Source organism: Paraburkholderia sp. BL17N1 (assembly GCF_003634175.1).
GTDB lineage: Bacteria > Pseudomonadota > Gammaproteobacteria > Burkholderiales > Burkholderiaceae > Paraburkholderia.
In genome coordinates this window covers 3,128,325-3,152,679 of record NZ_RBIW01000001.1, presented here as the reverse complement: position 1 = coordinate 3,152,679, position 24,355 = coordinate 3,128,325, and the positions used below count along the sequence as shown (strand labels likewise).

General features: G+C 59.1%; 20 protein-coding genes. 9 read left to right on the top strand and 11 right to left on the bottom strand.

Annotated features, from left to right (window positions below; all coding sequences use genetic code 11):
* The first annotated feature begins 3 nt into the window (after positions 1-3).
* The gene (locus B0G82_RS14215) at positions 4-771 is read left to right on the top strand and encodes a glucose 1-dehydrogenase (RefSeq protein ID WP_121307714.1); all 768 of its coding nucleotides are present in this window, start codon (positions 4-6) and stop codon (positions 769-771) included.
* A 21-nt stretch (positions 772-792) separates the two neighbouring features.
* Here the strand turns inward: B0G82_RS14215 and B0G82_RS14210 are convergent, their stop codons facing one another.
* Positions 793-1,701, bottom strand: a complete 909-nt coding sequence (locus tag B0G82_RS14210) for a LysR family transcriptional regulator (protein ID WP_121307713.1) — start codon at positions 1,699-1,701, stop codon at positions 793-795.
* Between the two features lie 474 nt (positions 1,702-2,175).
* Between B0G82_RS14210 and B0G82_RS14205 the strand changes: the two genes are divergently transcribed.
* Both B0G82_RS14205 and B0G82_RS14200 read left to right on the top strand, forming a co-directional pair.
* A complete protein-coding gene (locus B0G82_RS14205; RefSeq protein ID WP_121307712.1) occupies positions 2,176-2,499 on the top strand; it encodes a carboxymuconolactone decarboxylase family protein in 324 nt (107 codons plus the stop codon).
* A gap of 252 nt (positions 2,500-2,751) precedes the next feature.
* Positions 2,752-3,933 (top strand): porin, encoded by a 1,182-nt coding sequence (locus tag B0G82_RS14200; protein ID WP_199730132.1) that lies wholly within the window; start codon positions 2,752-2,754, stop codon positions 3,931-3,933.
* Between the two features lie 114 nt (positions 3,934-4,047).
* Here the strand turns inward: B0G82_RS14200 and B0G82_RS14195 are convergent, their stop codons facing one another.
* Complete coding sequence (locus B0G82_RS14195; protein WP_158608143.1) at positions 4,048-5,019, bottom strand: NAD(P)-dependent oxidoreductase; 972 nt, start codon at positions 5,017-5,019, stop codon at positions 4,048-4,050.
* Between the two features lie 233 nt (positions 5,020-5,252).
* On the opposite strand from B0G82_RS14195, the gene B0G82_RS14190 reads away from it, so the two are divergent.
* Together B0G82_RS14190 and B0G82_RS14185 are read left to right on the top strand one after the other, a co-directional pair.
* Positions 5,253-6,590: an MFS transporter gene (locus B0G82_RS14190; RefSeq protein ID WP_121307709.1), complete on the top strand. Its 1,338-nt coding sequence runs from the start codon at positions 5,253-5,255 to the stop codon at positions 6,588-6,590.
* Positions 6,591-6,925: 335 nt separating this feature from the next.
* Positions 6,926-7,759 (top strand): amidohydrolase family protein, encoded by an 834-nt coding sequence (locus tag B0G82_RS14185; RefSeq protein WP_347237209.1) that lies wholly within the window; start codon positions 6,926-6,928, stop codon positions 7,757-7,759.
* A gap of 264 nt (positions 7,760-8,023) precedes the next feature.
* Here the strand turns inward: B0G82_RS14185 and B0G82_RS14180 are convergent, their stop codons facing one another.
* From B0G82_RS14180 to B0G82_RS14145, 8 genes are all read right to left on the bottom strand, one after another.
* Positions 8,024-9,454, bottom strand: coding sequence for an aldehyde dehydrogenase family protein (locus tag B0G82_RS14180; protein WP_121308699.1), 1,431 nt, complete (start codon positions 9,452-9,454; stop codon positions 8,024-8,026).
* Positions 9,454-11,208 carry an NAD(P)-binding domain-containing protein gene (locus B0G82_RS14175; RefSeq protein WP_121307708.1) on the bottom strand — a complete coding sequence of 585 codons (1,755 nt, stop codon included), beginning with the start codon at positions 11,206-11,208 and terminating at the stop codon, positions 9,454-9,456. The genes B0G82_RS14180 and B0G82_RS14175 overlap by 1 nt, the downstream gene beginning before the upstream one ends.
* 20 nt (positions 11,209-11,228) lie before the next feature.
* Positions 11,229-12,203 carry a tripartite tricarboxylate transporter substrate binding protein gene (locus tag B0G82_RS14170; RefSeq protein WP_241974578.1) on the bottom strand — a complete coding sequence of 325 codons (975 nt, stop codon included), beginning with the start codon at positions 12,201-12,203 and terminating at the stop codon, positions 11,229-11,231.
* A gap of 98 nt (positions 12,204-12,301) precedes the next feature.
* Positions 12,302-13,702 carry an MmgE/PrpD family protein gene (locus B0G82_RS14165; protein ID WP_121307707.1) on the bottom strand — a complete coding sequence of 467 codons (1,401 nt, stop codon included), beginning with the start codon at positions 13,700-13,702 and terminating at the stop codon, positions 12,302-12,304.
* 349 nt (positions 13,703-14,051) lie between these two features.
* Positions 14,052-15,134: an amidohydrolase family protein gene (locus B0G82_RS14160; protein WP_241974567.1), complete on the bottom strand. Its 1,083-nt coding sequence runs from the start codon at positions 15,132-15,134 to the stop codon at positions 14,052-14,054.
* A 67-nt stretch (positions 15,135-15,201) separates the two neighbouring features.
* Positions 15,202-17,052 (bottom strand): NAD-binding protein, encoded by a 1,851-nt coding sequence (locus B0G82_RS14155; protein WP_121307705.1) that lies wholly within the window; start codon positions 17,050-17,052, stop codon positions 15,202-15,204.
* 46 nt (positions 17,053-17,098) lie between these two features.
* The gene (locus B0G82_RS14150; protein ID WP_241974565.1) at positions 17,099-18,466 is read right to left on the bottom strand and encodes an MFS transporter; all 1,368 of its coding nucleotides are present in this window, start codon (positions 18,464-18,466) and stop codon (positions 17,099-17,101) included.
* A gap of 202 nt (positions 18,467-18,668) precedes the next feature.
* A complete protein-coding gene (locus B0G82_RS14145) occupies positions 18,669-18,860 on the bottom strand; it encodes a rubredoxin (RefSeq protein ID WP_347237504.1) in 192 nt (63 codons plus the stop codon).
* 392 nt (positions 18,861-19,252) lie between these two features.
* On the opposite strand from B0G82_RS14145, the gene B0G82_RS14140 reads away from it, so the two are divergent.
* The 3 genes from B0G82_RS14140 to B0G82_RS14130 all read left to right on the top strand — a co-directional run bounded on the left by B0G82_RS14140 (position 19,253) and on the right by B0G82_RS14130 (position 22,072).
* Positions 19,253-20,422, top strand: a complete 1,170-nt coding sequence (locus B0G82_RS14140) for a thiolase domain-containing protein (RefSeq protein WP_121307703.1) — start codon at positions 19,253-19,255, stop codon at positions 20,420-20,422.
* Between the two features lie 5 nt (positions 20,423-20,427).
* Positions 20,428-20,829, top strand: a complete 402-nt coding sequence (locus tag B0G82_RS14135) for an OB-fold domain-containing protein (protein WP_121307702.1) — start codon at positions 20,428-20,430, stop codon at positions 20,827-20,829.
* Between the two features lie 76 nt (positions 20,830-20,905).
* Positions 20,906-22,072, top strand: coding sequence for a beta-propeller fold lactonase family protein (locus tag B0G82_RS14130; RefSeq protein ID WP_121307701.1), 1,167 nt, complete (start codon positions 20,906-20,908; stop codon positions 22,070-22,072).
* 42 nt (positions 22,073-22,114) lie between these two features.
* Here B0G82_RS14130 and B0G82_RS14125 read toward each other — a convergent pair whose 3' ends face one another.
* A complete protein-coding gene (locus tag B0G82_RS14125; RefSeq protein ID WP_241974563.1) occupies positions 22,115-22,942 on the bottom strand; it encodes an SDR family NAD(P)-dependent oxidoreductase in 828 nt (275 codons plus the stop codon).
* A 252-nt stretch (positions 22,943-23,194) separates the two neighbouring features.
* Here B0G82_RS14125 and B0G82_RS14120 point away from each other — a divergent pair, with 252 nt between their 5' ends.
* Positions 23,195-24,316: a CapA family protein gene (locus B0G82_RS14120; RefSeq protein WP_121307700.1), complete on the top strand. Its 1,122-nt coding sequence runs from the start codon at positions 23,195-23,197 to the stop codon at positions 24,314-24,316.
* The last annotated feature ends 39 nt before the right edge of the window (positions 24,317-24,355 follow it).

The following is a 24,355-nucleotide window of genomic DNA, read 5'->3' as shown; positions in this document are numbered from 1 at the left end:
AACATGAATCCAATCTATGACTTCAAAGGCCACGTGGCCTTCGTAACCGGGGCTGCAATGGGCATGGGTCTCGCTGCAGCTCGTGCATTCGCGCAATGTGGGGCGTCCGTGTTACTCGCCGATCGTGATGGAAATCTCGCGTTGCGCGAAGCGCGAAAGATCGTCGACGAAGGCGGCATCGCGACGGGCATCGCGTGCGACGTTGCCGACGAAGCCCAGGTCGCCGCTGCGGTCGACCGCGCGGTCACGCAGTACGGCCGGCTCGACATGGCGTTCAACAACGCCGGCATTCAGGTGCCGCCCAGCGATGCGGCAGACGAGCCGGCCGAGCATTTCCAGCGCGTGGTGGCGGTCAACCAGTTTGGCGTCTGGGCAAGCATGAAGCACGAACTGCGCGTGATGCGCGCGCAGGGATCCGGCGCGATCGTCAACAACTCGTCGCTCGGTGGACTGGTTGGCCTGCCCGGACGTGCTGCCTATCACGGCACGAAGCATGCGGTGCTGGGAATGACGAAGAGCGCCGGCGTCGAGTATGCTTCCCGCGGTATTCGCCTCAACGCAGTTTGTCCCGGGACCATCGATACACCGATGGTTCAGGACATGCTGAAGGGGCAAGCCGATGCGATGAAGGCAATACTGAAGGAACAGTCCATCGGTCGCCTTGGCCGGGCAGATGAAGTGGCCGCCGCCGTACTGTGGCTGTGCAGTCCCGGTGCGAGCTTCGTCGTGGGCGTCGGCTTGCCGGTCGATGGCGGTTTTACGGCCCACTGACGCCGAATGCCGCTGCCATCGTCACAGGCCAAGCGGTCGAAGCTCCCGCACCAGTTCCATCAACAAACGGAGGCCCGTAGGGACCTGACGCCGGCTCGAATAGTAGATATGAAAGCCGGGCTCGCAAGGAGCCCAGTCCGGCAAGACGATGCGCAGACGGCCTGCGTTCACGTATGGCGCGACGAGCGGTTCGGGAAAGTACATGAACCCCGCTCCGCCCAGCACGGCAATGAGTCCCATCTCGGCATGGTCGACGATGATGGACGATGGAACGGCTACGGCCAGCTTCTCATCGTCCCGTTCGAATTCCCAACGATAGACACGGTCATCGCCAAGCCGATTGCTCACGCAGCGATGACCCAGGAGGTCGTTCGGATGGCCGGGCGCGCCGAATCGATCGATATAGCTCGGCGCCCCTGCCACGACCCAGCGAATATCCGCGGAAAGCCGCTGCGCAATCATGTGTTCCGGCACGGTACCGCCGTACCGAATGCCTGCATCGAACCCGCCCTCCGTTACATCGACCATTCGGTTGCTTGCAACGATGTCGAGCTCAACGCCCGGAAACCGCTCGACAAACGTGGGCAGTACGGGAGCGACGAGCAGCGTTGCGGCTTCGACGGCAACGTTCAAACGGATGCAACCTGCCGGCGCATCGCGGAAGCGATTCAACGTCTCCATCGCGCTGTCGATCGCCTCGAATGGCTGTCCGATCGATGTCGCGAGCGCGTCTCCGGCCGCTGTCAACGTCACGCTTTTCGTCGTACGGTTCAGCAGACGAACCCCGAGCCGGTTTTCGAGCGACTTCAGCGCGTGACTGAGCGCGGAAGCACTGACGCCCAGTTCGATCGCCGCACGACTGAAACTTCTGTGGCGAGCAATGGCGAGAAAGTAGATCAGATCGGCGATGTCGGTTCGATTGGTTTGCATCACTGGAAAGTCCCTCGGACATTGATGATCTTGTTGCAGGCAGGTATGTACAACAATCTTCTTCTGTTGTCAGCGGCGCACGCTTATTCCATAGTACTTTCCCTCACATTGTTCGATGTGGACAACGACGCCCGACGCGAAAAAAATCCCACAGCCGCAGGGGCCTGCATTGTGCAAGCGTCTCCTGCCGCACTACCCGACTCATGAGTTGGAACGCATCGTCGCCTGTTCGCAGCATTAGTTTCATTAGTCGAAACTTGGTTCAATAACTTGATTCCCGCTTCGAAACAGGCATAACCTCCGCTTACCGCGTTCGGCCGGTTGCGGTCTCGCCCAACCAAAGAAGCCACCTCGCATCAGTAGACCCGTCGTGCGAACGTCCCCTCGCTCGAGGCGGCACATCATTCTCTCCAGACGGTCAGTGATATGTAGCGCCGCCGCAAGTCGGTGAACACTACCCACAGCATCTTTTTCATGAAGAAAAAAGAAAGAATCCCGTCATCGCAGAGATTGGCGGACGCGAATCCGGAAGCCATGCAGCACTACAAGAGGTTGCGCTTCGCGGTTTCGGCGTCCGCCGCTGTCGACGGCGGCCTTCGTGAAGCCGTGCTCACGGCGCAGTTTGCCGTCTTGGGGCATGAGTTCCCGTTCAAGATTCATGCGCGTCGCGCAATGGAACAAGGCCTGACTGCAGACGCACTGCGCGCGCTGCTGATGGCAGGGCTCGGCGTGACCCTTGTTGCGAGCGAGGTCGGTTGTGCCCTCTCGTGGCTGGAGGAAGCCACCACCGAAGCGTGATGCATCGTCGTTCCTCCAACTCCGGATCACACTTGTGCATTAGACACAAGTTCCACTCAGTGGCACTGATTCCGTTAAATTGACGGTGCTCCACACGGCGGATAGATTCGGAAGCGCGTGCTCCTGTCCGGCCATAGAGCGATGGTCGTGGAAGTCCTGGCTACCGACGCTTGCGACAGTGAGACCGTGCGCATGTCCATTACGGAATGGCATCGCGTCCATGCACCTACTACAAGACATTGGAGACAGATGATGCGAAAGCAGTTGTTTGCGCTTGCCGCGCTTGGCAGTTTCAGTTTGTCCGTCTATGCCCAGAACAGTGTGACCCTGTACGGGGTCATTGACGAAGGTATCAACTACAACAGCAACGCGGGCGGACAGCGTCTTTACAATCTTTCGAGCGGTGTCCTGCAAGGGAGCCGGTGGGGACTCAAGGGCCGTGAAGACCTCGGCGGCGGAATGAGCGCCCTTTTCGTACTTGAAAGCGGCTTCGACGTTAATAATGGCAAGATGGGCCAAGGCGGCCTGCTATTCGGTCGACAGGCGTATGTCGGCCTGGGCAGCCGATATGGGACTTTGACGCTTGGCCGTCAATACGACATGGTCGTCGACAATCTCGGCCAGTTTATAGTCGGCGATCAATGGGGCGGCTACATGGCCGCGCATCCGGCCGATCTCGACAACTTCAACAACACGTACCGCGTCAACAACGAAATCAAATACACGAGCCAGCCAATCGCCGGACTCACATTCGGAGGCACCTACTCGCTCGGCGGTGTCGCGGGCAACGTCAGCCGCAATCAGATCTGGTCTCTTGGCGCCAACTATGCGAACGGCCCACTTCTGGCGGGCATTGGATACCTGAATATCCGCAATCCCAACACCTCCTTCTATGGCGGCGGAGGTGCGCAGGCGGCCATGACTGCCGGAGTGCCGGGATCCAACCTGGGCTCGTCGCCGGTCATCTCTGGATACGCATCGGCTCATACGTTACAGGTGATCGGTGCAGGTGCCGCGTATACGTTCGGGGCTGCCACAGTGGGGGCGACATACTCGAACACCCGGTTCATGAGTCTTGGCGACAGGACCAGCGGTCCTGTACCAGCCGGTGGCATCGCTGGCACCGCGGCCTTCAACAACGCCGAAGTGAACTTCAAGTACCAGCTTACTCCTGCTCTCGTAGCCGGCGTCGCGTACGACTACACTCACAACAGCGGAGCCGCGGGTCAAAGCTCAGCAACATATCATCAGGGGTCGGCCGGCATGGATTATTTTCTGTCGAAACGGACCGATGTTTACACTGTCGCAACGTTCCAGCACGCGCATGGCACAGACTCCACCGGCAAAACTGCTGTGGCCTCGATCAACCAGTTGACGCCATCGACCTCGGACCGCCAATTGGCGATCCGCATTGGCATTCGGCACAAGTTCTAACCGTCACTGTCGCGGCGCCGGTGAGCCCCGGCGCCGTCTCATGCTGAAACAACCACAGTTCGCCAAACAAACAGATGACGACCACACGCCGGCATCGTCGCGTTCGTGACGCCGTCAGGATTCCCGGTAGTTCCGGTAGGTCTCCAGGTATTCGGCGATTCCGCGTTCGATCTGAAACTGTGGTGCCCAGCCCAGCAGATTCTTCGCCATTCCGATGTCGAGTGGCACCCGCGACTTGAGGTTTTCCTCCTCTAGCGGCGTCAAGGTATCCCCGATTTCGATCTCGGCGCCGGGCACCATATCCCGCACGATGCGTGCGATCTCAGCCGGCAACACAAGGTTCCCCGCTGCAATATTGATGACGTGCGACTGGCCGGGCTGTGTGCCGTCGAAGTGAACCGCTGCGGCAACTGCCCGGCCAACGTCCAGCACATGAGTCAGATCCCGCTTCATTCGTCCCCCTGTCGCGAATGTCGTCTTGAGCCCATCTACTGCATTCTCGATCATCGGTTTGATATAGAGCGGTGTCCGCATGCCAAAACCGTACACGGCAGCAACACGAAGCGCCCGAAAATCGATGCCGTGAAATTGGCCGTAAGACATTCCGATTGCCTCGGAAATCATCTTCGAAGTGCCGTAGTGAGCGGAGGGATTTGCACGCACTATCGAAAACGCGGGATCGGTTTCTTTCTGCACGGGCCCGACTCCGGCATGACATGCAGTGTTGCTTGAAATCAGAACGACTTTCCGGACATTAAACGCTCGCGCAACTTCGCAGACGTTCACGAAACCCATCACGTTGGTCTGGTAGAAACCGCTCGGGTCTTCGAGCGAAGGCTCAAACCCTACACGCGCCGCCGCGTGCACAATGACGTCCGGCCTGACGCTACTGCACGCCGAAGACAGCGAAGCGAAGTCTGCGATTTCGCCGTGAATCAGCGCATCGGGCAAACCCTTGGCAACCCACGCGAGATCGGCCGCAACCTGCGCCCGGTCATACGCATAGACCTCGCTCCCCGCTCGCGTCAGGGCGTCGAAAATGTATGCGCCGAGAAAGCCTGCACCGCCAGTAACAAGAATTTTCAAAATCCGTTCCTCATGATTGTCGCAATCGGATATGAGCGCATCGTGCTTCCTCACACTGCCCTCGCACTCCCGATTATGACAATCAAAACTTCTTCTACCAAAGTTTCATTGTTCGAAACTAATTCTGTAAACGTTGACCCTGTCAAATAATCGGAATAGATTCGGCTCAACTGGTCGAGGGATGTGAAGCCACCGCGACCACAAGAACGGATATCAAATCACGGAGACAAACGATGGCAAGTCCAGCATCGGCAACGACGCGGCAGAAACGCCTCATCATCGCATCCACGTTCATCGGGTCGACGATCGAGTGGTATGACTTTTTCATCTTCGGCACGGTTTCGGCGCTGTTCCTGAACAAGCTCTTCTTCCCGGCTGTCGACCCGACAATGGGCGCGATGTTCGGCTTCATGACCTTTGCGACCGCCTGGCTGGTCCGCCCGATCGGCGGTGTGATTGCCGGGCATCTGGGCGACAAGGTAGGTCGCAAGACAACCCTCCTGTGGAGCTTTGTCATCATGGGCGCGGCCACCACGCTAATCGGACTGTTGCCGACGTACGATAGCGCCGGATATATCGGCGCCGTCCTGCTCGTGCCGCTGCGGATCGTACAGGGTCTGTCGGCCGGTGCCGAATACGGAGGCGCGATCGTAGCCGTCGTCGAGCATGCTGACGAGAAACGACGCGGCCTGTTCGGCAGTGTCCCGCAGAGTGCGGCGTTTTTTGGTCTGCTGCTCGGCAATCTTACGTTTCTAGCCATGACGACACTCGACAAGCAGGCGCTGATGGCATGGGGCTGGCGCGTTCCGTTCATTCTGAGTGCCGCCATGCTGATGGTAGGCATCTACATCCGTAATCGGGTGGCCGAGTCTCCCGCATTTGTGAAGGCAAAAGCGTCTGGCAACATCGAAAAACTACCGGTAATGACCGTATTGCGCGAGTACCCGCGTCAACTGCTCGGCGTCCTGTTTGCGCAAGCAGCGCCGAACACGTTCTTCTACACCTGTGCCGTCGCGATGGTGTCGTACGCGGTGTCGAAGCTCAAGATCGCCCAGGCCGACATGCTTATTGCAGTCTCGATGGGGGCCGCGGTCGAGATGCTGACGATCCCGATCTACGGCATGCTGGCCGACGCGATCGGTCGCCGCAAGGTATTCGTATGGGGCATCGTTGCGCTTCTGGCGGGTGCCATCCCATTCTGCCTGGCAGTGGAAGCACGCTCGTATGCGGGCATGGTTGCCGGTTATATCTGGGTTCTTGGCATCGGTCATGCCGCATGTCACAGTTCACAGGCGTCATTGTTTTCCGACATGTTCCCCACATCGGTGCGCTATACAGGCATCTCGGCCGGCTACCAAACGTCTGGCGCGATCTTCGGAGGCCCGCTGCCAATTATCGCAACCGCGTTGATTGCTTACCAGAACGGGGGTATCCGCGTGTTTTTCGGCTACACCGTGCTTATTGGCGTAGTCAGTCTGATTGCTATCATGGCTAGCAAACCGCATTACTCGCTGGTGGACAAAGTCGCAACGGCGACGCCCGGAAACCGGCAAGTTAAAACGTCGCTCTGACTTACCCAGTCAATCACATCGCGGCAAGCGATGATACGTTGCCCGGCTCGACAAGCCGGGTAACGTAACAAACAATTGCCGTCTACACCTTTTGCGTCATGGGTAACACGCATGCCTGACGATTCGATAGACGCTGTACTCAAGGCACACCCGTCTGTGAGACATGACTGGCTGGCATTGCGGTCAGAAGACCTTCTCGATCCCGAACTGGCGATCGTGGATCCCCACCACCACCTGTGGGACCACCCTGGCGATCGCTACCTCGCGAACGAGGCCATCGCGGATTTCACATCCGGTCATAACATCATTTCGACCGTACATGTGCAGTGCGAAGCATGTATCGCGAGCACGGCCCCGAACCATTCAAGCCGGTGGGCGAGACAGAATTCGTCCGGGAACTCGCAGCGGCAACGAACACCGCGCACGCGCCGCTTCAGCTGTGTGCCGGAATCATAGGCACTGTGGATTTGCAACTCGGCGACGACGTTCAGCCGGTGCTCGACGCGCATACCGACGCAGGCGTCGGTCAGTTCAAGGGCATACGGCCGACAGTCGTCTGGCACGAGAGCCGCGAGATTCTGCCTGTCAGCAACCCTGAGGGTCTACTGAGGGCAAAATCGACAAGAGCGGCTATTGCCCGAGTCCAGAAAATGGGATTGACACTGGATCTGTGGGCTTTCTTCACGCAACTCGGCGATGTTGCCGACCTCTGCCGCGACCACCCCGATCTGATCGTCATCATCAATCACACCGGGGGGCCACTGGGTATCGGCCCATACAAAAACAAGCGGGCGGAGGTCTTCGAGGAGTGGCGCGCACGCGTCCAGGAACTCGCCGCCCTCCCGAACACCGTGATGAAGCTTGGCGGGCTCGCCATGCGCTACGCCGGTTTCAGGTTCCACGAACGTCCATTGCCACCGTCTTCGGACGAGCTGGTCCACGCATGGGAGCCTTACATGCGGCTTTGTATCGAGTTGTTTGGTGCCGAGCGGTGCATGTTCGAGAGCAATTTCCCGGTCGACAAGGCGATGTGCAGCTACAGCGTTCTCTGGAACGCCTACAAGAAGATCGCCGCCGACCTCACCGCTGCCGAGCGCCTGAATCTGTTTTCAGGCACTGCAGCACGCACCTATCGGCTCGATACGCCCCAAGTCCTGCGTTCAGCGTAAGGTCGCGGCACTCATCGCTCCCATACAAGGACCGCGCCGCGCCCGGCCATAGCCGTCGCCGGCGGGACTGCAATCCCTGCCCCGCATACGCATGGACGAAAGAGCGGCACAACCTGCTCGTTACCCGCAAAAAAAAACCGGCGCACTTGCGCCGGTCAACCTTGGATCTTGCGCCACCACTTGCGCTTACCGCCTGCAACACAGCAAGTTGCCGACGCGCCGGGGGGCGCCTCTTCACGACTCCCCGGCGGAATCGGGGCCGCGTTATCCTGCGGAGTTCGCAAAGCCGATCATTGCCTTGACCTCCAGATATTCTTCAAGTCCAAAGACGCCCATTTCCCGGCCGTTACCGGACTGCCTATAGCCGCCCATCGGCGCAACGTTATTCGACGGAGCACCGTTGAGAAAAATACGGCCGGCCTGCATGCGCTCAGCGACCCGACGAGCCTGCTCCAGGTTCGACGAGAAGATATACCCGCCCAGACCGTAGCGCGTGCCGTTGGCGATGTCGACGGCGTCATCGATATCGTGATAGCTGATGATGGAAAGTACGGGACCGAAGATTTCTTCCTGCGCAATCGTCATGTCCCGGCTAACGCCCGAAAAGACCGTTGGTCGAATGAAAAAGCCCTTATCGATGCCTTCGGGACGGCCCGGGCCGCCCGTGACGACTGTCGCGCCCTCTTCGATTCCGCGCTCGATGAAGTGCTGAACCCGTTCGAACTGCGCTCGATTGACAACAGGCCCAATGGTGGTTTCGGGGTTCTTCGGATCGCCCACCTTGACCGATTGCGCTTGTTCCTTGATCAACGTTATCAGTTTGTCTGCCTGAGTTTTCGATACAAGCATGCGCGTTGGTGAATGGCACGACTGTCCCGTATTCGAAAAACCCCGAGAGACATTGAATCGCGCAGCAGCCGCAAGATCCGCGTCGGGCAGGATGATGTTCGCGGACTTTCCACCCAACTCCTGGCATACCCGCTTCACGGTGCCGGCCGCAGCCTGAGCCACCATCACGCCAGCGCGCGTGGACCCGGTGAACGAAACCATATCGATGCCGGGGTGCCGCGAGATCGCCTCGCCAACGGTCGGACCATCTCCATTCACCAGATTGAACACGCCTGGCGGCACACCCGCAGAGTCAAGTGCCTCTGCGAGGACGACCGCACTGAGCGGCGTGAATTCACTCGGCTTCGCGACAACCGTACAACCAGCTGCGAATGCCGATGCCAGCTTCTGGCACATGAGCTGCAAAGGCCAATTCCATGCGGAGATGAGACCACAGACCCCGATGGGCTCGCGGCGGACCACGTTGTCGCCAAGCATGTGCTCGAATGAGTAGTCACGTAACGTGACAATTGCCTGACGGAAGGCCTGTACCGCGGTGCCCGTCTGCCCCTTCAGACTGCCAGGCGCCCCCATCTCTTCGGTTACCGCATCCATCAGGTCTGATTCGCGTTTCAGCATCGACTCGACGACGTTGCCAAGCAGTTCCATCCGCCATTCCTTCTTCGACCGGGAGAAGGATGAGAATGCTCGCCGGGCTGCTGCGACTGCCATGTCAACATCCTCTGCACTTCCGAGCGTAACGTGGCCGTATGCTTCTTCAGTTGCGGGGTTGATCAGTTCGAAAAAACCCGTACCTGCAGGCTTCGTCCATTTTCCGTCGATATAAAACCGGTCAAGTTTCTTCATCATTTCTCGATTCCTTGAAAAGATTCAATTCCGTACAGGCGGCCGAGATCATCGATCTGCGCCGCCGGTCCCAACATTCTTGATCCCGCCTCGAGAACCGTCCTTGCCGTATTAAGCAAGGGTATAGGCGACCCGGTCGCACGCCCCATGCGACCGATCAGTTGCTGATCTTTAACTACGGTCCTCAGACTCGCGTCGGCCGTAGGAGAACCCGTCATGATGGAGTGCAAGATCCGGTCAAGCGCGCCCGAGGCGCTCGCCCCCGTCGACAGAGCCGCGCGCAACGTGTCGATCCGCAAACCTGAAGCGGCTGCAACCGACAACATCTCGTAGATGATCAGCCGGTTACCCGCACCAAGCGAATTTTTGACAAGCTTGATTGCCTGCCCGGAACCTGGCGCTCCGAAATACACAACCTCGCCTCCCATCGCTTCAAGTATCGGCCTCACGCGGGAAAACGCAGCATCCTGTCCGCCGCACATCGTAATGAGAGCGCCGTTTCGGGCTCCGTCGGGCCCACCCGTCACCGGAGCGTCGACCATCGCTACTCCCGCAACCGCGAGTCGCTCGCCGAAGCGAACGGTTTCAGCGGGGCTACACGTCGTCTGGTCGATCACTATCTTTCCGCGATGCAGAGCCGCATACATCCCATCGGGGCCGAAGAGGATCTGTTCAACCTCTTTCGCGCTGGGAACGCAAAGAAAGATCAGATCACATACTGCAGCAAGAGAGGCGACGTCAGCAGCAGCGCGTGCACCTTGCCTCGTCAGGTGTTCGACCTTCGCCGGATCGGGATCGTAGACATGAACTTCCCGGGCAACCCGCAGGGCCTGCATTGCCAGAGCGCTGCCCATTGCACCCAGCCCGACATAGCCTATAACCGGTGAAGGCGAGGTATCGACTCCCGCAGGTTCATCCGCGTTACTGGTGACGACCAGATCCCTTCGTAGTCCAACGAGTCGTTCATAACGGGCGAATGGATCGGCGCCAGGCCGCCCGTCGTCGACGTCATCGACCGGTTCCAGGCTTAACAATGCCAAAGCGGCTGAAGTCAAGGGAAGCGGCAAGCCCAGTGCCATTGCCACATCGACGAGGTGCCCCAGCATCGTCGCAACGGTCCCTGATTCGCACGCGTCATCTCGATCCGGATGAATCAGACCATCAAAAAAAATCTCTGTCTGCCGGCTGCGGCCGCTGCTGCGACCAATCACCGAGGCAGCAAGGTCGACAGGTAAACCTGCACGCACGCCCATGCCAGCAGCTTCAATTACCACCATCCGGCCGAGCGCGCAGATTGCGTGCTGGATCAGTGCGATCAATCGGGCGTCCTCTGCGCGGGCTCCGCAATAAACCGGCGCCAGCGACATTTGCGCGAAGATCGGCGCAGCAACTTCACTCGCCATCACGTCACCGGACAGAAAAACTCGTCCCCCAGCCGTTTCATCGAGCGACAATGCGGCAGATACGACCGGTAGGTGCACAATGGTCTCAAGACAGGGGCTCCCCTCGCGCGAACACTCGTCAATCAGCACAACGACTACGACGTTCGATGCGGGCTTCCGCCCGGTGAGAATCCGGTTTCTGAACTCAGGACTTACGTCAGCGGAGATCAGGACGCTCGCTGAATCGAGGGCCAACAACTCAGCGCTCCATTGTTCTTCGCCCGCGCTCATCCACGTCAAGGCATCGAGCTTCTGCAACGCACTCAACCACCTACCTGATGGCTTTCCGACACACACGACCGATCGCATCATTGCCCCTAGCCTTTAGGCGACTACTGCTTCGGAATTCCCATTGTCTTGATCATGTTCTGGTTGTCGGTCAGATCTTTTTTCAGGAACGAAGCAGAATCGGCAGTGGTTTTGTAGAACGGCTCAGTGCCCTGTGCTTCCAGTTTCGCCTTCAAGGTCGGATCACTGAGCACCTTCGCCATGGCGTCATTCAGCTTCTTGATGACATCCGGAGGTGTGCCTGCGGGCGCGAACAGTCCGAGCCAGTAGTAATAGGTGAAGCCCGGCAGGCCTTGCTGGGCTGTGGTGGGCACATCTGCGAGCACGGGCAGACGCGAATCGCTGGTGACGGCGAGTGCCTTGAGAAGTCCTCCGTGAAGACCGGCGGCGCTACTGCCATATGCGTCGATCATGAAGCTCACCCGTCCCGCGATTACATCAGGCATGGCCGCGCCGTTGCCCTTGTAGGGCACATGTTGCATCTGGAGATTGGCCTGTTTGAGCATCATCGCGGCAGCGATATGCGTGGTTGTCCCGATGCCGGCCGAACCATAGCTGATCTGGCCTGGATGCGCTTTCGCGTCTGCGACGAGATCGCTGAAGCTCTTGTAATTCGACTTTGCACCTGCGACGACAAGAGCGGGAGAACGGGCGAAAGACCCGACCAGAGTGAAGTCTTTCAGGGCGTCAAATCCCGGCTCCTTGTTCAGCGCTTCCTGGATCGATATCGTGCTCCCTGTGGACATCAGGGTGTACCCGTCCGCCGGTTGCTCCTTCGTGTATCGAATACCTACCAATCCACCCGCACCAGTCCGGTTGTCGACGAGTACCGACTGACCGAGCACCTCCCCAAGCTTTTGCGCAAAAACGCGCGTCGTTACGTCGCCCCAACCTCCGGCTGAAACAGGAACGATAATCCGTATCGTTCGGGACGGGAAATCGGCCGACGAAGCATTGCCAGAAAAAGCACTGGTCGCCGCGACAAGCATCCCGATCGCAATCTTGTTCAACGTTTTCATTTATGTCTCCTCGCTTCAGTTTCGCACGGCTGCAGGCTATCAAAGCTCAACTGCGCGACAGTTAAGTCAATTGCGCCAATGCGGCGCAAGTCTCCTCTCTACGGCGTATCCGCTTTTATTGTGTCGATCAGGTCACGGATGGAAGTCAGCGCGTTCATATCCTGGATCTGGTTGAAGCTTGCCGCCACATGCTTTGCGCTCACCCCGCCGTATGGCATGAGCGCCTCATACTTCTGCCTGAGTTCGGCCCAGTGAATGCCGCGAACCGCTGCGCCCTTTGGTGCCAGCACAGAAGCTTCGTAAACCGCACCATCAATCGTCGTTATCCTCACAATCGCTCCGCTCTTGAAGCCGGCCTTGTTCGGAACGTCATAGTCGAGCCGCGTGACACGATCGAAGAGTGAGCGGATGCGCGGATCGGCGATCTTTTCAGGAAGGGCATGCTGCCAGCCATACCCGCGGTCTGCCGCCCCTGCGGCGGCAAAGTAAAAGGGACTATGGGCAATACCGATCAGATCGGTTGGATGCTTCGGCCCAGGAAACGGATAGTCGGGGAGTGTGAATTCGATTTCCTTGATGTCGGCCACATCGAGATCACCCTCTTGCGCCGCGATCGCTGCTGCTTCCGCAACCGCATGGAATGGAGAGCCCCCGGGTACCAGTTTGATGCCCAGTTCCGTCTGCAGACTCCACCTTCGGCCTAGCTGCCCCACAACGTCTTGTGCATGGCCGCCCGTGCCAAGCGTGTCGAAGAACCCTCTCGGCATCTCGAACCCAGCCAGATCCGCCGTGTATCCGTGCTTTGCCGCCTCGGCCGCCGACACGCCCATCATTGCAGCATTGCCCGCGTGGTACTCGCGCGCGAGGCTCGTCGCGGCGACCGCATGCAGACCACCCACCGACGTCGCGGCGAGAACCAGCGCATGTGCTGTCTGATCAGGTTGTAGCTTGAGCAGACGTGCCGCCGCTGCGGCCGCAGCGAAGGTCGCGACCACACAACCATGGAAACCCTTGCGCTGCAGGCCGCCGATCATTGCGGTGTTTATGTTTCCCGCAACTTCGTAGCCCACGATGATCGCCTCCAGCACCTGCGTCCCACTTGCCTTGCAAGCTTCACCAACGGCGATAGCCGCCGCGCAGGCTTGTGTGCCACTGTGAACGATATTGCGAAGATCACTGTCATCGGACGCGGCCGCATCGCTCATGAGGCCGTTCAGGCGCGCGGCGGCTACAGCTGGCAACCTGTCCCATCCACCGAACCAGACCGTACTGACCGGGAATCCACCGCGTTCCTCTTCGAGCTGCCTGATCAGTTTGCTCGATTGCAGCGTCGATCCCAGCGCTGCACTCGCCATGGTGCTAGCAATCAGCATCTTTCCGTATTCGGCGACGTCGCTAGGGAAGCTTGCGAGATCCGCGTTCGCGATAAACCGGCCGTAGCTCTGAGCGACTGTTTCAGTGCGATGACACAAATCCGTCTCCTGTTGATTTTTGCTCACCCTGACTGGCGAATCTGTCGGGTCCGCTTTTCCAGATGCGAACTAACGCTGGTGCAGATGGAACCCGTTCGTTTAACTGTACGACCGTCACAGGACCGGCGTCAACATAAAAGAAACTAGTTCCAATGAGTGAAACTTAGAAGCTTGGCGTAGGATTGCGATCCTTCACGTTGGGAAGTTGGGAAAGGTCGATCGTGGAAGTGAAGGCTCTCGCCTGAATTACCGACCGGCCAACGGAATCGCGCCGATACAGACGGGGACCAGAGCAGGTCCTTCTATCTGGTCTGCACCGACGTCTGTGGTGGCCGAAGCAGGCAGTGGTACAGCGGACGGGACGCTTGCAACTGCGTTACCCGATCGGTTGTTCAAGCCTGTAGACCCGCGCTGCTGTGTCACTGTAGAGCGCCCGTTTTTCTGACGGCGAAAAGCGCTCGGTGATCCGCTTGAATGCATTCCAGAGAACGCCGTAGCCGCATGTCTGCTTGTCGACCGGAAAGTTGCTTTCGAACATGCATCGTTCGGGGCCAAACAGGTCTATGCAAGTTTCGACGTATGGCCTCCAGCAGGTTGCCAGATCTTCCGAGGACGGCGGCGTATCGCGAAGATGGAAATCCCATCCTGCGTAAAGCATCCCCAGCCCACCAATCTTGACTGATACGTTCGGGCAACTTGCGACCTGCTTCAAGTTCTTTCGCCAGGTCTCGAAGACTGCAGCACGATCAGTGTGCGGATCGATGCCGAGGACGCCTCCCGCATGATCTATGACTACCTGCGTGTCAGGATAGTCACGCAGAAGCGAGACCAGGTCAGGCAGTTGCGGGTAGAACAGCCACGCATCGAACGTGAGTCCCATCGGGGCGAGTCTTGCGAATCCGCGCCGGAACGCTGCGTCGGAGAGAAGATGTGGCCTTGCGAAGGTCCGCCCATACCCGGCGCTGCCGCTGTCCCAGGTAGCGCCATGCCGGATACCCTTGAGCCTTTTGCCCCCGGACTCTGCCATCGCGTCGAGCACGGCCTGCACTTCGTCTCCGAGCGTCAGGTCAGCGTGAGCGATGATCCCTTCGCAAAGTCGCGGCCCGTCAGGCTTCTGAATCGCGCAGGTATCTGCGAACGACCGCGCGAACTCAACCTCGCCGACCGGCTGCATCGACGCCGGGCCCTCTTTCCGGTATCCGGACTTGAACTGCACAAATACCGTCGCTTCGATACGATGGCCACTCGACAGATCGTGCATCAATTCTGCGGACATGTACCGTCCGCGTTCGTCATCCCACACGTGATGATGCGGATCGATGATGGGAAGATCCGGTTCAAGTGCCTCTTCGCGCACCAGGTCGGTCCACTTCGCCAGTTCGGCGACCTGACGGTGGGTCGTTCCCTTGAATGCAACACCTGCCGTCCCGGAGGACGGCATCACTTCATACCTGTTCATACTGTACCGACCCTTACGACAGTTTCACTGAAGATGAGAAGCCGTTGTGCACCTTGTAGCGCACGTCCTACCGATACATCTCGACAACGCTCGATCCAGCACTCCTCACTTCAACGCCGGCCCATCGCTCATACTGTCGGGCCACGGTCGTGACATCATCGGTCGGGCAAGCGCACGCCTGCACGAGACCGTAGATACCCCGTACCTTGTCGAAGATCCACGTCGTCACGCCAAGTCGACGCGCCTCGTCGGTCGCAGCAGTAAGTCGTGCGGATGTCTCGCCCAGGCTGAAGCCGTAGTCGAAGTGACGTGTTGCCACCTCACCAGGCAGTATTCGCGCACTTGCCGCGTTGCGCCCCGTCTCGATACCCATGATTTTTGCCATCTGCCCGGGCGTCAATCCTGCCTTGGCGCCGGCAACGTACGCTTCGCTCGTGACCGCCAGCAGCGTCGCAAACAACGACGCATGGATGTTCAGCATCAGATGTGCGGCGCCGGCCGCCGAGCCGATCTGGTAGGCGTCGCGGCACAGATTCACCATCACGTGGTTCGCGGCATGAATGGCTAACGTGTCCCCTCCCATGATGACCACACCATCACCTGCCGTAATCTCGCGGTGCGTGCCGGTATGCAGCGCGTCGCAATAGGGGATCTCCGGACCAAGCAGCGCCTTCATCCTGGCGGCCTTGTTCATGGCCATCGCACACATGTTTACAACTGCGGCACCATCATGAGCAGCCTCTACGATGCCGACCGCAATCGACTCTTCGGATTGTTCCTCCGCTACGGCAAGAAGTGTCACGGTGATCCGGGAGGCGTACGGCAATCCCAAACGGATCGTGTGTGGATCTTCATCGTGCTGCTGGCTGCTGTATCCTGACGCGACCAGTCTGTCGGCCAGTTCGCGGACATCCGCGAGCGCGCAGATCAGCACCAGCGGTCGATGCGCGGGTTCAGCAAATGAAATCCGGCAGGACGGCTCCTCATCCGGGCTGGAAACCTCGATGCCGGCCCACGGTTCGAGGTATGTGATGAGGGAGGTGCCATCGCGGTCGTATCCTCCCTGCGTGGATGCAAACTTCCAGATCTGCTGGACGGTCTGCGCCACCCACATTGGAACGCCGCGACTCTGTGCTTCCTCAACGGACAAGCTGATGTCCTTCGCCGTGATCGCCATCCGTGCGCCGAAATCGAAGCGGCGGGGCAACACCGAACGCGCGAACTTGTTCCGCGAGGCACTCGAACTCGCGTCTCCCGAATTGATAATCTCGAGCATGCGTCGCGGCGCAAGCCCACCTTTGATGCCCAGAATAAACGCCTCGCACGTTGACGCCATTCCCGTCGCAGACAGCAGGTTGTTCAGCAATTTAAGGGTCTGCGCCTTGCCCGACTCCTCACCAAGATAGAACACCGTGGCACTGGCGAGCGTCGCCATGACTGCAGCGACCTTTTCGTATGCCACGCGGGGCCCCGAGCACATGATTCCCAATGTGCCGTTACCTGCGGTCGTGACGTTTCCAGTGATCGGCGAATCGAGCAGCGCAATATTACGGGCCGCGAGTTTTTCCGCGACTTCACTGGCGAAATTCGCTCCCGTCGTTGAAAAATCGACCACGACGCGAACCGCAGAACCACCGGCAACACCGGCTTCACCGAAGACGACATCGCGGATGGCCGGCAAAGAAGGCAGACACAGCAGGACAATACTGCATTGATCTGCCACTTCCCTAGGCGAGGCCACCGCCCGCGCGCCGTACCCGACGACCGAATCGACGGCGGAACGGTTGAAGTCGTTGACGACCAGCCTGTAGCCCTGACGGGCAAGGTGGCACGCCATTGGCGCTCCCATGGCGCCAAGCCCAATGAACCCGATCGACGTGCTGAGATCGAATTCTGCTTTCAGTTCTGCCGTGTCCATGCACTTTTTACCGTGGTTAATTTATGCCCCGGAACCGGGATGATGATTAAATCGAGGTGTCCTGACGTTCCCGTAGCGCAGCGGCCGGCACGCCGACCAGAATGATCACGCCTCCAGCGAGCGCGATTGCCGCAATGGTGTACAACCCGATCGCAATGCTGTGGGTATTCGTCATGAGCCATCCGAGCCACGTTGGCGTGAGGAGCGAACCTGCCTGTCCGAGGCTGCTCATTAACGCTATACCAGCTGCGACCGACGCAGCCGAAAAATATGCGGGCGGAATCGTCCAGAACATCGTGCTACCTGCGTAGTACGCGATGCCTAGCAACGACAGGCATCCGATCGTGAGCACGGGATTGCCGCCCACCTGAGGCAGTAGCACGAGGCCAATTGCTCCGATCAAAATCGAGAAGAAGTAGTGCCAGCGTCTTTCCACGTGCTTGTCGGAATGCCGCGCGATCAAAATCATTCCAATTGCTCCGAAGATCGACGGGATCGATGAAAGCAGCGCCACATGCAGGATGTCTTTCACTCCTGCCCGATGAATGATGGTGGGAATCCAGTAATTCATCACGATGCCAAGCATTGGCGTAACCAGAGAAGCGAGAACGACCACGTAGACCCTTGGATCTCGAAGAACCGCGAGCAGCCCCTGATGACCCGTCGCCCCCTTGAAATTCCTGTCTGCCTGGATGTTGTCGATCAGGATCTGCCTTTCTGTCTCGGTCAGCCACTTCGCGTCCTTTGGCTTGTCGTCGAGATAGAAGTATGCGATGACGCCGAGCAGGACCGCCGGCAGCCCCTCAATCAGGAAAAGCCACTGCCAGTCACGCAGTCCCGCCACATTGTTGAAGCTGTGAAGGATCCATCCGGCGATGGGGCCGCCGATGATTCCTGAAACGGCGATCGAAAGCAGGAACCGCGAAGTGATCCGCGCGCGTCGGGCCGACGGGAACCAGTAGGTCAGGTAAAGAAGAAGCCCTGGGTAGAAACCAGCCTCAGCAGCACCGAGAAGAATACGCGCAAGGTAAAACTGGGTGGTGTTATGGATGAACATCATCGAACACGTCACTGCGCCCCAGAGAACCATGATGCGGGTCATGGTGAGCCTTGCCCCGATCTTCTCGAGCATCAGATTGCTGGGCACCTCGAAAAGCACGTAGCCAATCGAAAAAAGACCGACCCCCAACCCGTAAGCAGCGTCGGAAAGTGCGAGATCCTGGGAGAGCGACATCTTCGCGAAACCAAGGTTGACCCGGTCAAGGTAATTCACGACCCAGCACAGAAAAAGAAACGGCACGAGTCTGAACGCAACCTTGCGATATGTATGCTGAATCTGCTGGTCGGTTACGACCGAACTGCCTGCGATGCCTTCGCCCCACTTGTCGATGAGTGGCTGCACTGAATGGTTCATGGGTGTCTCCTTCAACCGTCCTACGCGGCTGAGTCGTTTTTGTGCGAACTATCAGCTTCGGGCGCTAAGGGCCCTGAAAGCCGTCATTCAACCGTTGCCTGCATGCGTTTCGTGCCTGTGGTCTGGCTAACAACCGCGCTACAGGTTTTGCCTGCGGGTTGCGCCCAGCCACTGAACGACACAGACGTCTCTCTCTGAAGACCTAGACCTCCACCATATCGAAATCGGCCTTACCTACCGAGCACTCGGGGCAAACCCAATCGGCCGGCACATCTTCCCAACGCGTACCCGGCGCAATGCCTTCCGACGGCAGACCTTCTGCCTCATCGTAAATGAAGCCACACAATGCGCATTGCCAGATCCTGAATTCCGCCTGCGGTTGGGGCGCAGCAATTTCCGTAGTCACTTCTTTCACCTGTTCAATCATGATCCTCTCCATGACAGCGCGCCAGCGCTGACAGCCCACATACGGACGCCTGGCCACCAGGTGTCGCCTGATCAGCAGCCTCCGGCTCAGGCAGCCGCACCGATGGAGCCGGAAAAATCCGGGTGACAAAGACCCGCGGCGACCCTCACTACGCGCGAGCACGTCATTCCACGATTTTGGTCCGTTTCGCAGAAGAACTTTCAAGCGTGAACCGATGGTATCATGGTTCTAACTGACAGCATAGATTCCACTGATTGGAACTTGAGAGCAGCAAGATACAGTCATCGAATCCCCGAGCATTCCGGACGACAAGGCGGCTTGACGCGGCGAACGCATCACTGAGACAGGAGACGTAACGTATGACCATCAGAGGTAAGGCTTATATCGTCGGTGCCTACGAACACCCGTTGCGCAAGGCCCCTCATCATTCGGTTGCCCAGCTTCACGCTGAAGTCGCGAAGGGCGCGATCGAGGACGCCGGTCTTACACGCGACGACATCGACGGTTTTTTTTGCGCGGGCGACGCTCCTGGCGCAAACCCATGGTCGCTCTCGGACTATCTGAATCTGACGAGGTTGCGCCACATCGATTCGACCGATATGGGCGGCTGCTCATACCTCATCCACGTGGCGCACGCCGCACAGGCAATCGCGGCCGGCAAGTGCAATGTCGCACTCGTGACTCTTGCGGGTCGGCCCAACTCCGAAGGAAGCGCTGGAACACAGGTGCGCAACCGGGGCACCAATCTTCCCGACGCTCCGTTCGAGATTCCATACAATCCTGTACCTCTTAACCTGTATGCAATGGCGGCAAAGCGCCATATGCACGAATTCGGGACGACAAACGAACAGCTGGCGTGGGTCAAGGTGGCCGCTTCCCATCACGCGCAATACAACGAGCATGCGATGCTGCGTTCCGTTGTGTCCGTCGAGGACGTTCTGGCGTCGCCTATGATCTCGGACCCACTTCACCGGCTTGATTCGTGCGTCGTCAGCGACGGCGGCGGCGCGATCGTCATTGCGCGACCTGAGATAGCAAAGTCGCTTTCACGCCCGCGCGTTCGGGTGCTGGGATGCGGTGAGTCGGCAAAGCACCTGACGGGTGGGGACATTGACCTGACCTACACGACAGCCGCATGGACGGGGCCACGCGCCTTTGAAGAGGCCGGAGTGACGCCGGCAGACATCCAGTACGCGTCTATCTACGACAGCTTCACCATCACGGTGATTCTCCAACTCGAGGACCTCGGGTTCTGCCCGAAAGGCGAAGGTGGCAGGTTCGTCGCCGATGGCAACCTGATCTCCGGTACGGGAAAGCTTCCCTTCAACACCGACGGGGGCGGCCTGTGTAATAACCACCCGTCGAATCGCGGCGGAATGACGAAAATTATCGAAGCAGTAAGACAGTTGCGCGCTGAAGCCCACCCGTCGGTACAGGTCCCGAACTGCACGCTTGCTCTGGCCACCGGCATCGGCGGCGCCATTGGAAGTCGCCATGGCGGCGCAACCGTGATCCTTGAAAGGGAGTAACCCGCATGACTTCATCCGTCGCAGAACGCGTGATCAAAGATCCCGCTATGAACCCCGGTGACGAGCCTTATTTCGAGGCTGCAGATAAAGGACAGTTGCTGCTCAAGTTCTGCACGAGCTGCAGCCGGCCTCATCACTATCCCCGGTCCCTATGCCCTTTTTGCTGGAGCACCGATCTGTCGTGGAAGGAAGCCGCAGGAACTGGCGAAATTTACTCGTACAGCGTCATGCGGCGAGGCGCTGGGGCGCCTTATTGCATCGCTTATGTCAAGCTGGACGACGGTCCGAAGATGCTCACCAATATCGTCGACACCGACTATGACGCAATTGCAATTGGCCAGCGGGTTCGGGTGGTTTTCAGGAGATCTGAAAGCGGCATCGCCGTCCCTATGTTCACGCCGGTCTGACACGCAACTTTCGGTCGGGCAAGAGTGTCAACGACGGCGAACCCGCCTGTTACGCCGCAATCAGGAGCCTCAAGCAATGGGCCTCATTTCGCTTTTCAGCGCCGTCGACGACACCCTGACACGCTACGATGTCGACGTCGCTTCCGCAACGCTAACCCGGCGGGAAAGTATCCGGACCGCTGCAAAAGTCCAGTATGCCTGGCCCCATCCAGGCGGCGCGTATCTTTACGTGGCGACCAGCGCCGCGGGGCCGCGCGTACCCTCGGACTTCAACCACGTGAGTGCGTACCGGATCGGCGGCGACGGGGCGCTGACCATTCACGGCCCATCACGCCCGCTTGATCGACGCGCTGTCCACATCTGCATAGATCCGCAGGGAAAGTACCTGCTGAGCGCGCACAACTTTCCGCGCAGCGGTCTGACCATTCATGCCCTGCTGAAAGACGGCAGCATCGGCGAGCCCGTCACTCAGAACAATGCCCTTGACTGCGGAGCCTATCCGCATCAGGTTCGCGTGCTGCCGTCGGCACAGGCAGCGTTGATCGTTGACCGGGGCAACCACGCCGGGCCGGACAAGCCGGAGGATCCTGGTGCGTTGAGGCTGTTCCCGTTTTCGCACGGCGTCCTCTCGTCGGGCGACGTGATCGCACCGGATCGAGGCTACGGTTTCGGCCCAAGACACGTCGACTTTCATCCGACGCAGCCATGGATGTATGTTTCGGACGAGCGCACCAACCAGCTTTACATGTTCCGGATCTCGGACAGTGTCATCGAGAGTGAGCCGACATATCGTTGCAGCCTGCTTGAAGCGCCCAACCGCGTAGACGCCCGGCAACTGGGTGGTCCCATCCACGTCCATCCCTCGGGTCGATACGTGTACGTGGCAAACCGCGCCGACCGGACTGAGGAAGTCGACGGCCAGAAGGTTTTTGCAGGCGGAGAGAATAGTGTCGCCGTGTTCAGGATCGACTCATCCACGGGCGAACCAACGCTTGTGGAGCATGCCCACACGCGAAGCATTCACGTTCGTACTTTTGCGTGTGATCCTACCGGCAGACTGTTGGTGACGGCAAGCGTCAAGCCGCTCGCGGTGAACGTCGAGGGCGAAATCAAGCCAATCGCGGCGGCTCTCACGGTATTCCGGGTGCGTGACGATGGCTCGCTCGAGTACGTCCGTCAATACCCGGTAGACACGCATGACGGTCAACTGCAGTACTGGATGGGCATCGTCGCGGCACCCTGACGGAAGAAGCGAAGGCAGCTTCCGCGCTGCCTTCGGCCGCTTTCAGATACGGTTCAGAATCCGGCCGCCGTCGACGAGCAATGACACGCCCGTAACGAAGGACGCTTCGTCGGACGCGAGGTAGAGGGCGGCATTCGCGACGTCCCATGCAGTGCCCTGGCGGCCGAGCGGAACCTTGGCATCCCGTTCCGCCAGGACCTGTTCCCGGCTTTGATTCCACTCGCGAGCTCGCGTATCTACCGCCATCGGGGTGGCAATCAACCCAGGCAGGATGCAGTTGGCGCGGATGCCATGTGAGGCGTTCTGCAGCGCAAGCTGCTCCGTGAACGCGATAACGCCTGCCTTGGTCGCCTTGTAAGCGACATAGGGATACTTTCCAGGTCCAGCGGCCGAAGAGACGTTGACAACCACCCCTGATCGCTGCTCGCGCATGATCGCCACCGCATGTTTGCACGCGAACACGGTACCGCGCAGGTTGATGCGGCAGATGTTGTCAAACCGCTCTTCTGTGATGTCCATCAGGTCGGCGTCGCCGCCGCCGAGACTGACGCCAACGTTATTGTGCAGTATGTCAACCGCTCCCCACTTCTGTCTGGCGCCATGAATGGCCCTCGCGAGTTGCTCCTCGTGCGCGACGTCAGCGGCGATCGCATCTGCCTCGAAGCCCTCTTTCCTGATGATTCGCGCGGTCTCCTCCGCTGATTCCACCGATCTGTCGACGGCCAGCACGCGCGCGCCTTCCCTCGCGAAACGCATCGCGACCGCCCGTCCGTTACCCACGCCCTCACCCGGACTCTGCCCTGCCCCGACAACAACCGCCACCTTGCCGGCAAGGCGGGCGCGTGAGGTCCAGCCATCAGTATCAGCCACCACTGTCTCCTTCGAGTTGTAAGTCACAACGAAACGGGTCGCGCGCAAAACAGACCCGCACAAGCTGCATTTGCATACATCGCCGCGTCGACAGATGCTATCATGGGTTCCTATAATCAATACCAATTTCACTGATTGAAACTTTGACAACGATGACCGGCGCTTTTTTCGGGTTTCCCTGGTTGGCTGCTTGCGCTAGCCTACCAATGGGGTCCGTTTAGTAAGACGGCCGGTAAAACATAAGGAGGCGGAATGACACGGCTTGCATCGATTCTGATTGGTGGCGACTGTGGCCCCACCCATGGGCCAGAGCAAGGGTTCCCCATCGAAGGCTACACGGAGCTGGTAGCGCCCGTCCTGCGGGAGGCCGATTTCCGCTTCGTGAACTGCATGCGGACATACTCCACACGTGGCGTGAAATCGGACCACGCGCCTCAGGTCTGTCAGCCGATCGAAATGTCGACGCTTTTTACGGGCGGACTGTTCGACGCGGTAACGATGGCGAACAATCACAGTCTCGACGCCGGCCCGCAAGCGATGCTCGACACACGACAGCTTTTCCTCGAAAACGGCCTGCAGGTTACCGGTGCGGGACTCGATCTGGACGAGGCCCGTCAGCCAGCCATTGTCGAAAAAGCTGGCGTGCGTGTCGGCTATCTCGGCTACACGTCGGTAGCCACCGCCGGGACCGACGCAGGCAAAGGAAAACCCGGGGTGGTCAACATCCGGGTCAAGACGACTTACGAGCCGCGTGGACCCCACCAGCCGGTTCGGGTATGGACCTCACCAAACCCTCAGGATCTTGCGCAGCTCACGGAGGACATCGCGGCTCTGCGCAAACAGGTCGATGTGGTGATCCTCGCGTATCACGCCGGCGCAATACGTCTACCGAGAATCGTTTCCGACTATCAGGTCGACGTCGCCCACGCAGCGATCGACGCCGGCGCCGATCTTGTCGTCGGGCACGCCCCGCATATCCCCAAGGCCATCGAGGTGTACAGGGGCAAGGTCATCTTCTACAGCCTCGGTGTGTTCGCGATGACCAAGTCGTTTGCCGCCCCCGCCTGGACAAACGAGCCCGCCTGGGCGCAAGGGGCGGTACGCAACTTCATGGACCTCGATCCGGACTATCCCCTGATGCCATACGGCAAGGACTGCACCCTTGCCCTGCTCGCAAAAGCGTACGTTTCCTCGCAGGGAGTCGCGAAGGTCTCGTTTCTTCCGGTCAGATTCGATGGCCGCTATCGCCCAGAGGCGCTTCGCGCAGGCGATTCGCGGTTCGAGGAAGTCGTCGAGTATATGGAATGGGCATCGGAAGACATGCCCCATCGATTCGAGATCGAGGGCGATGAAGTCGTAGTCACCGCGCCGTGAAGCAACGGCAACGGCAACCGTTCCATCATCAAAATGAAG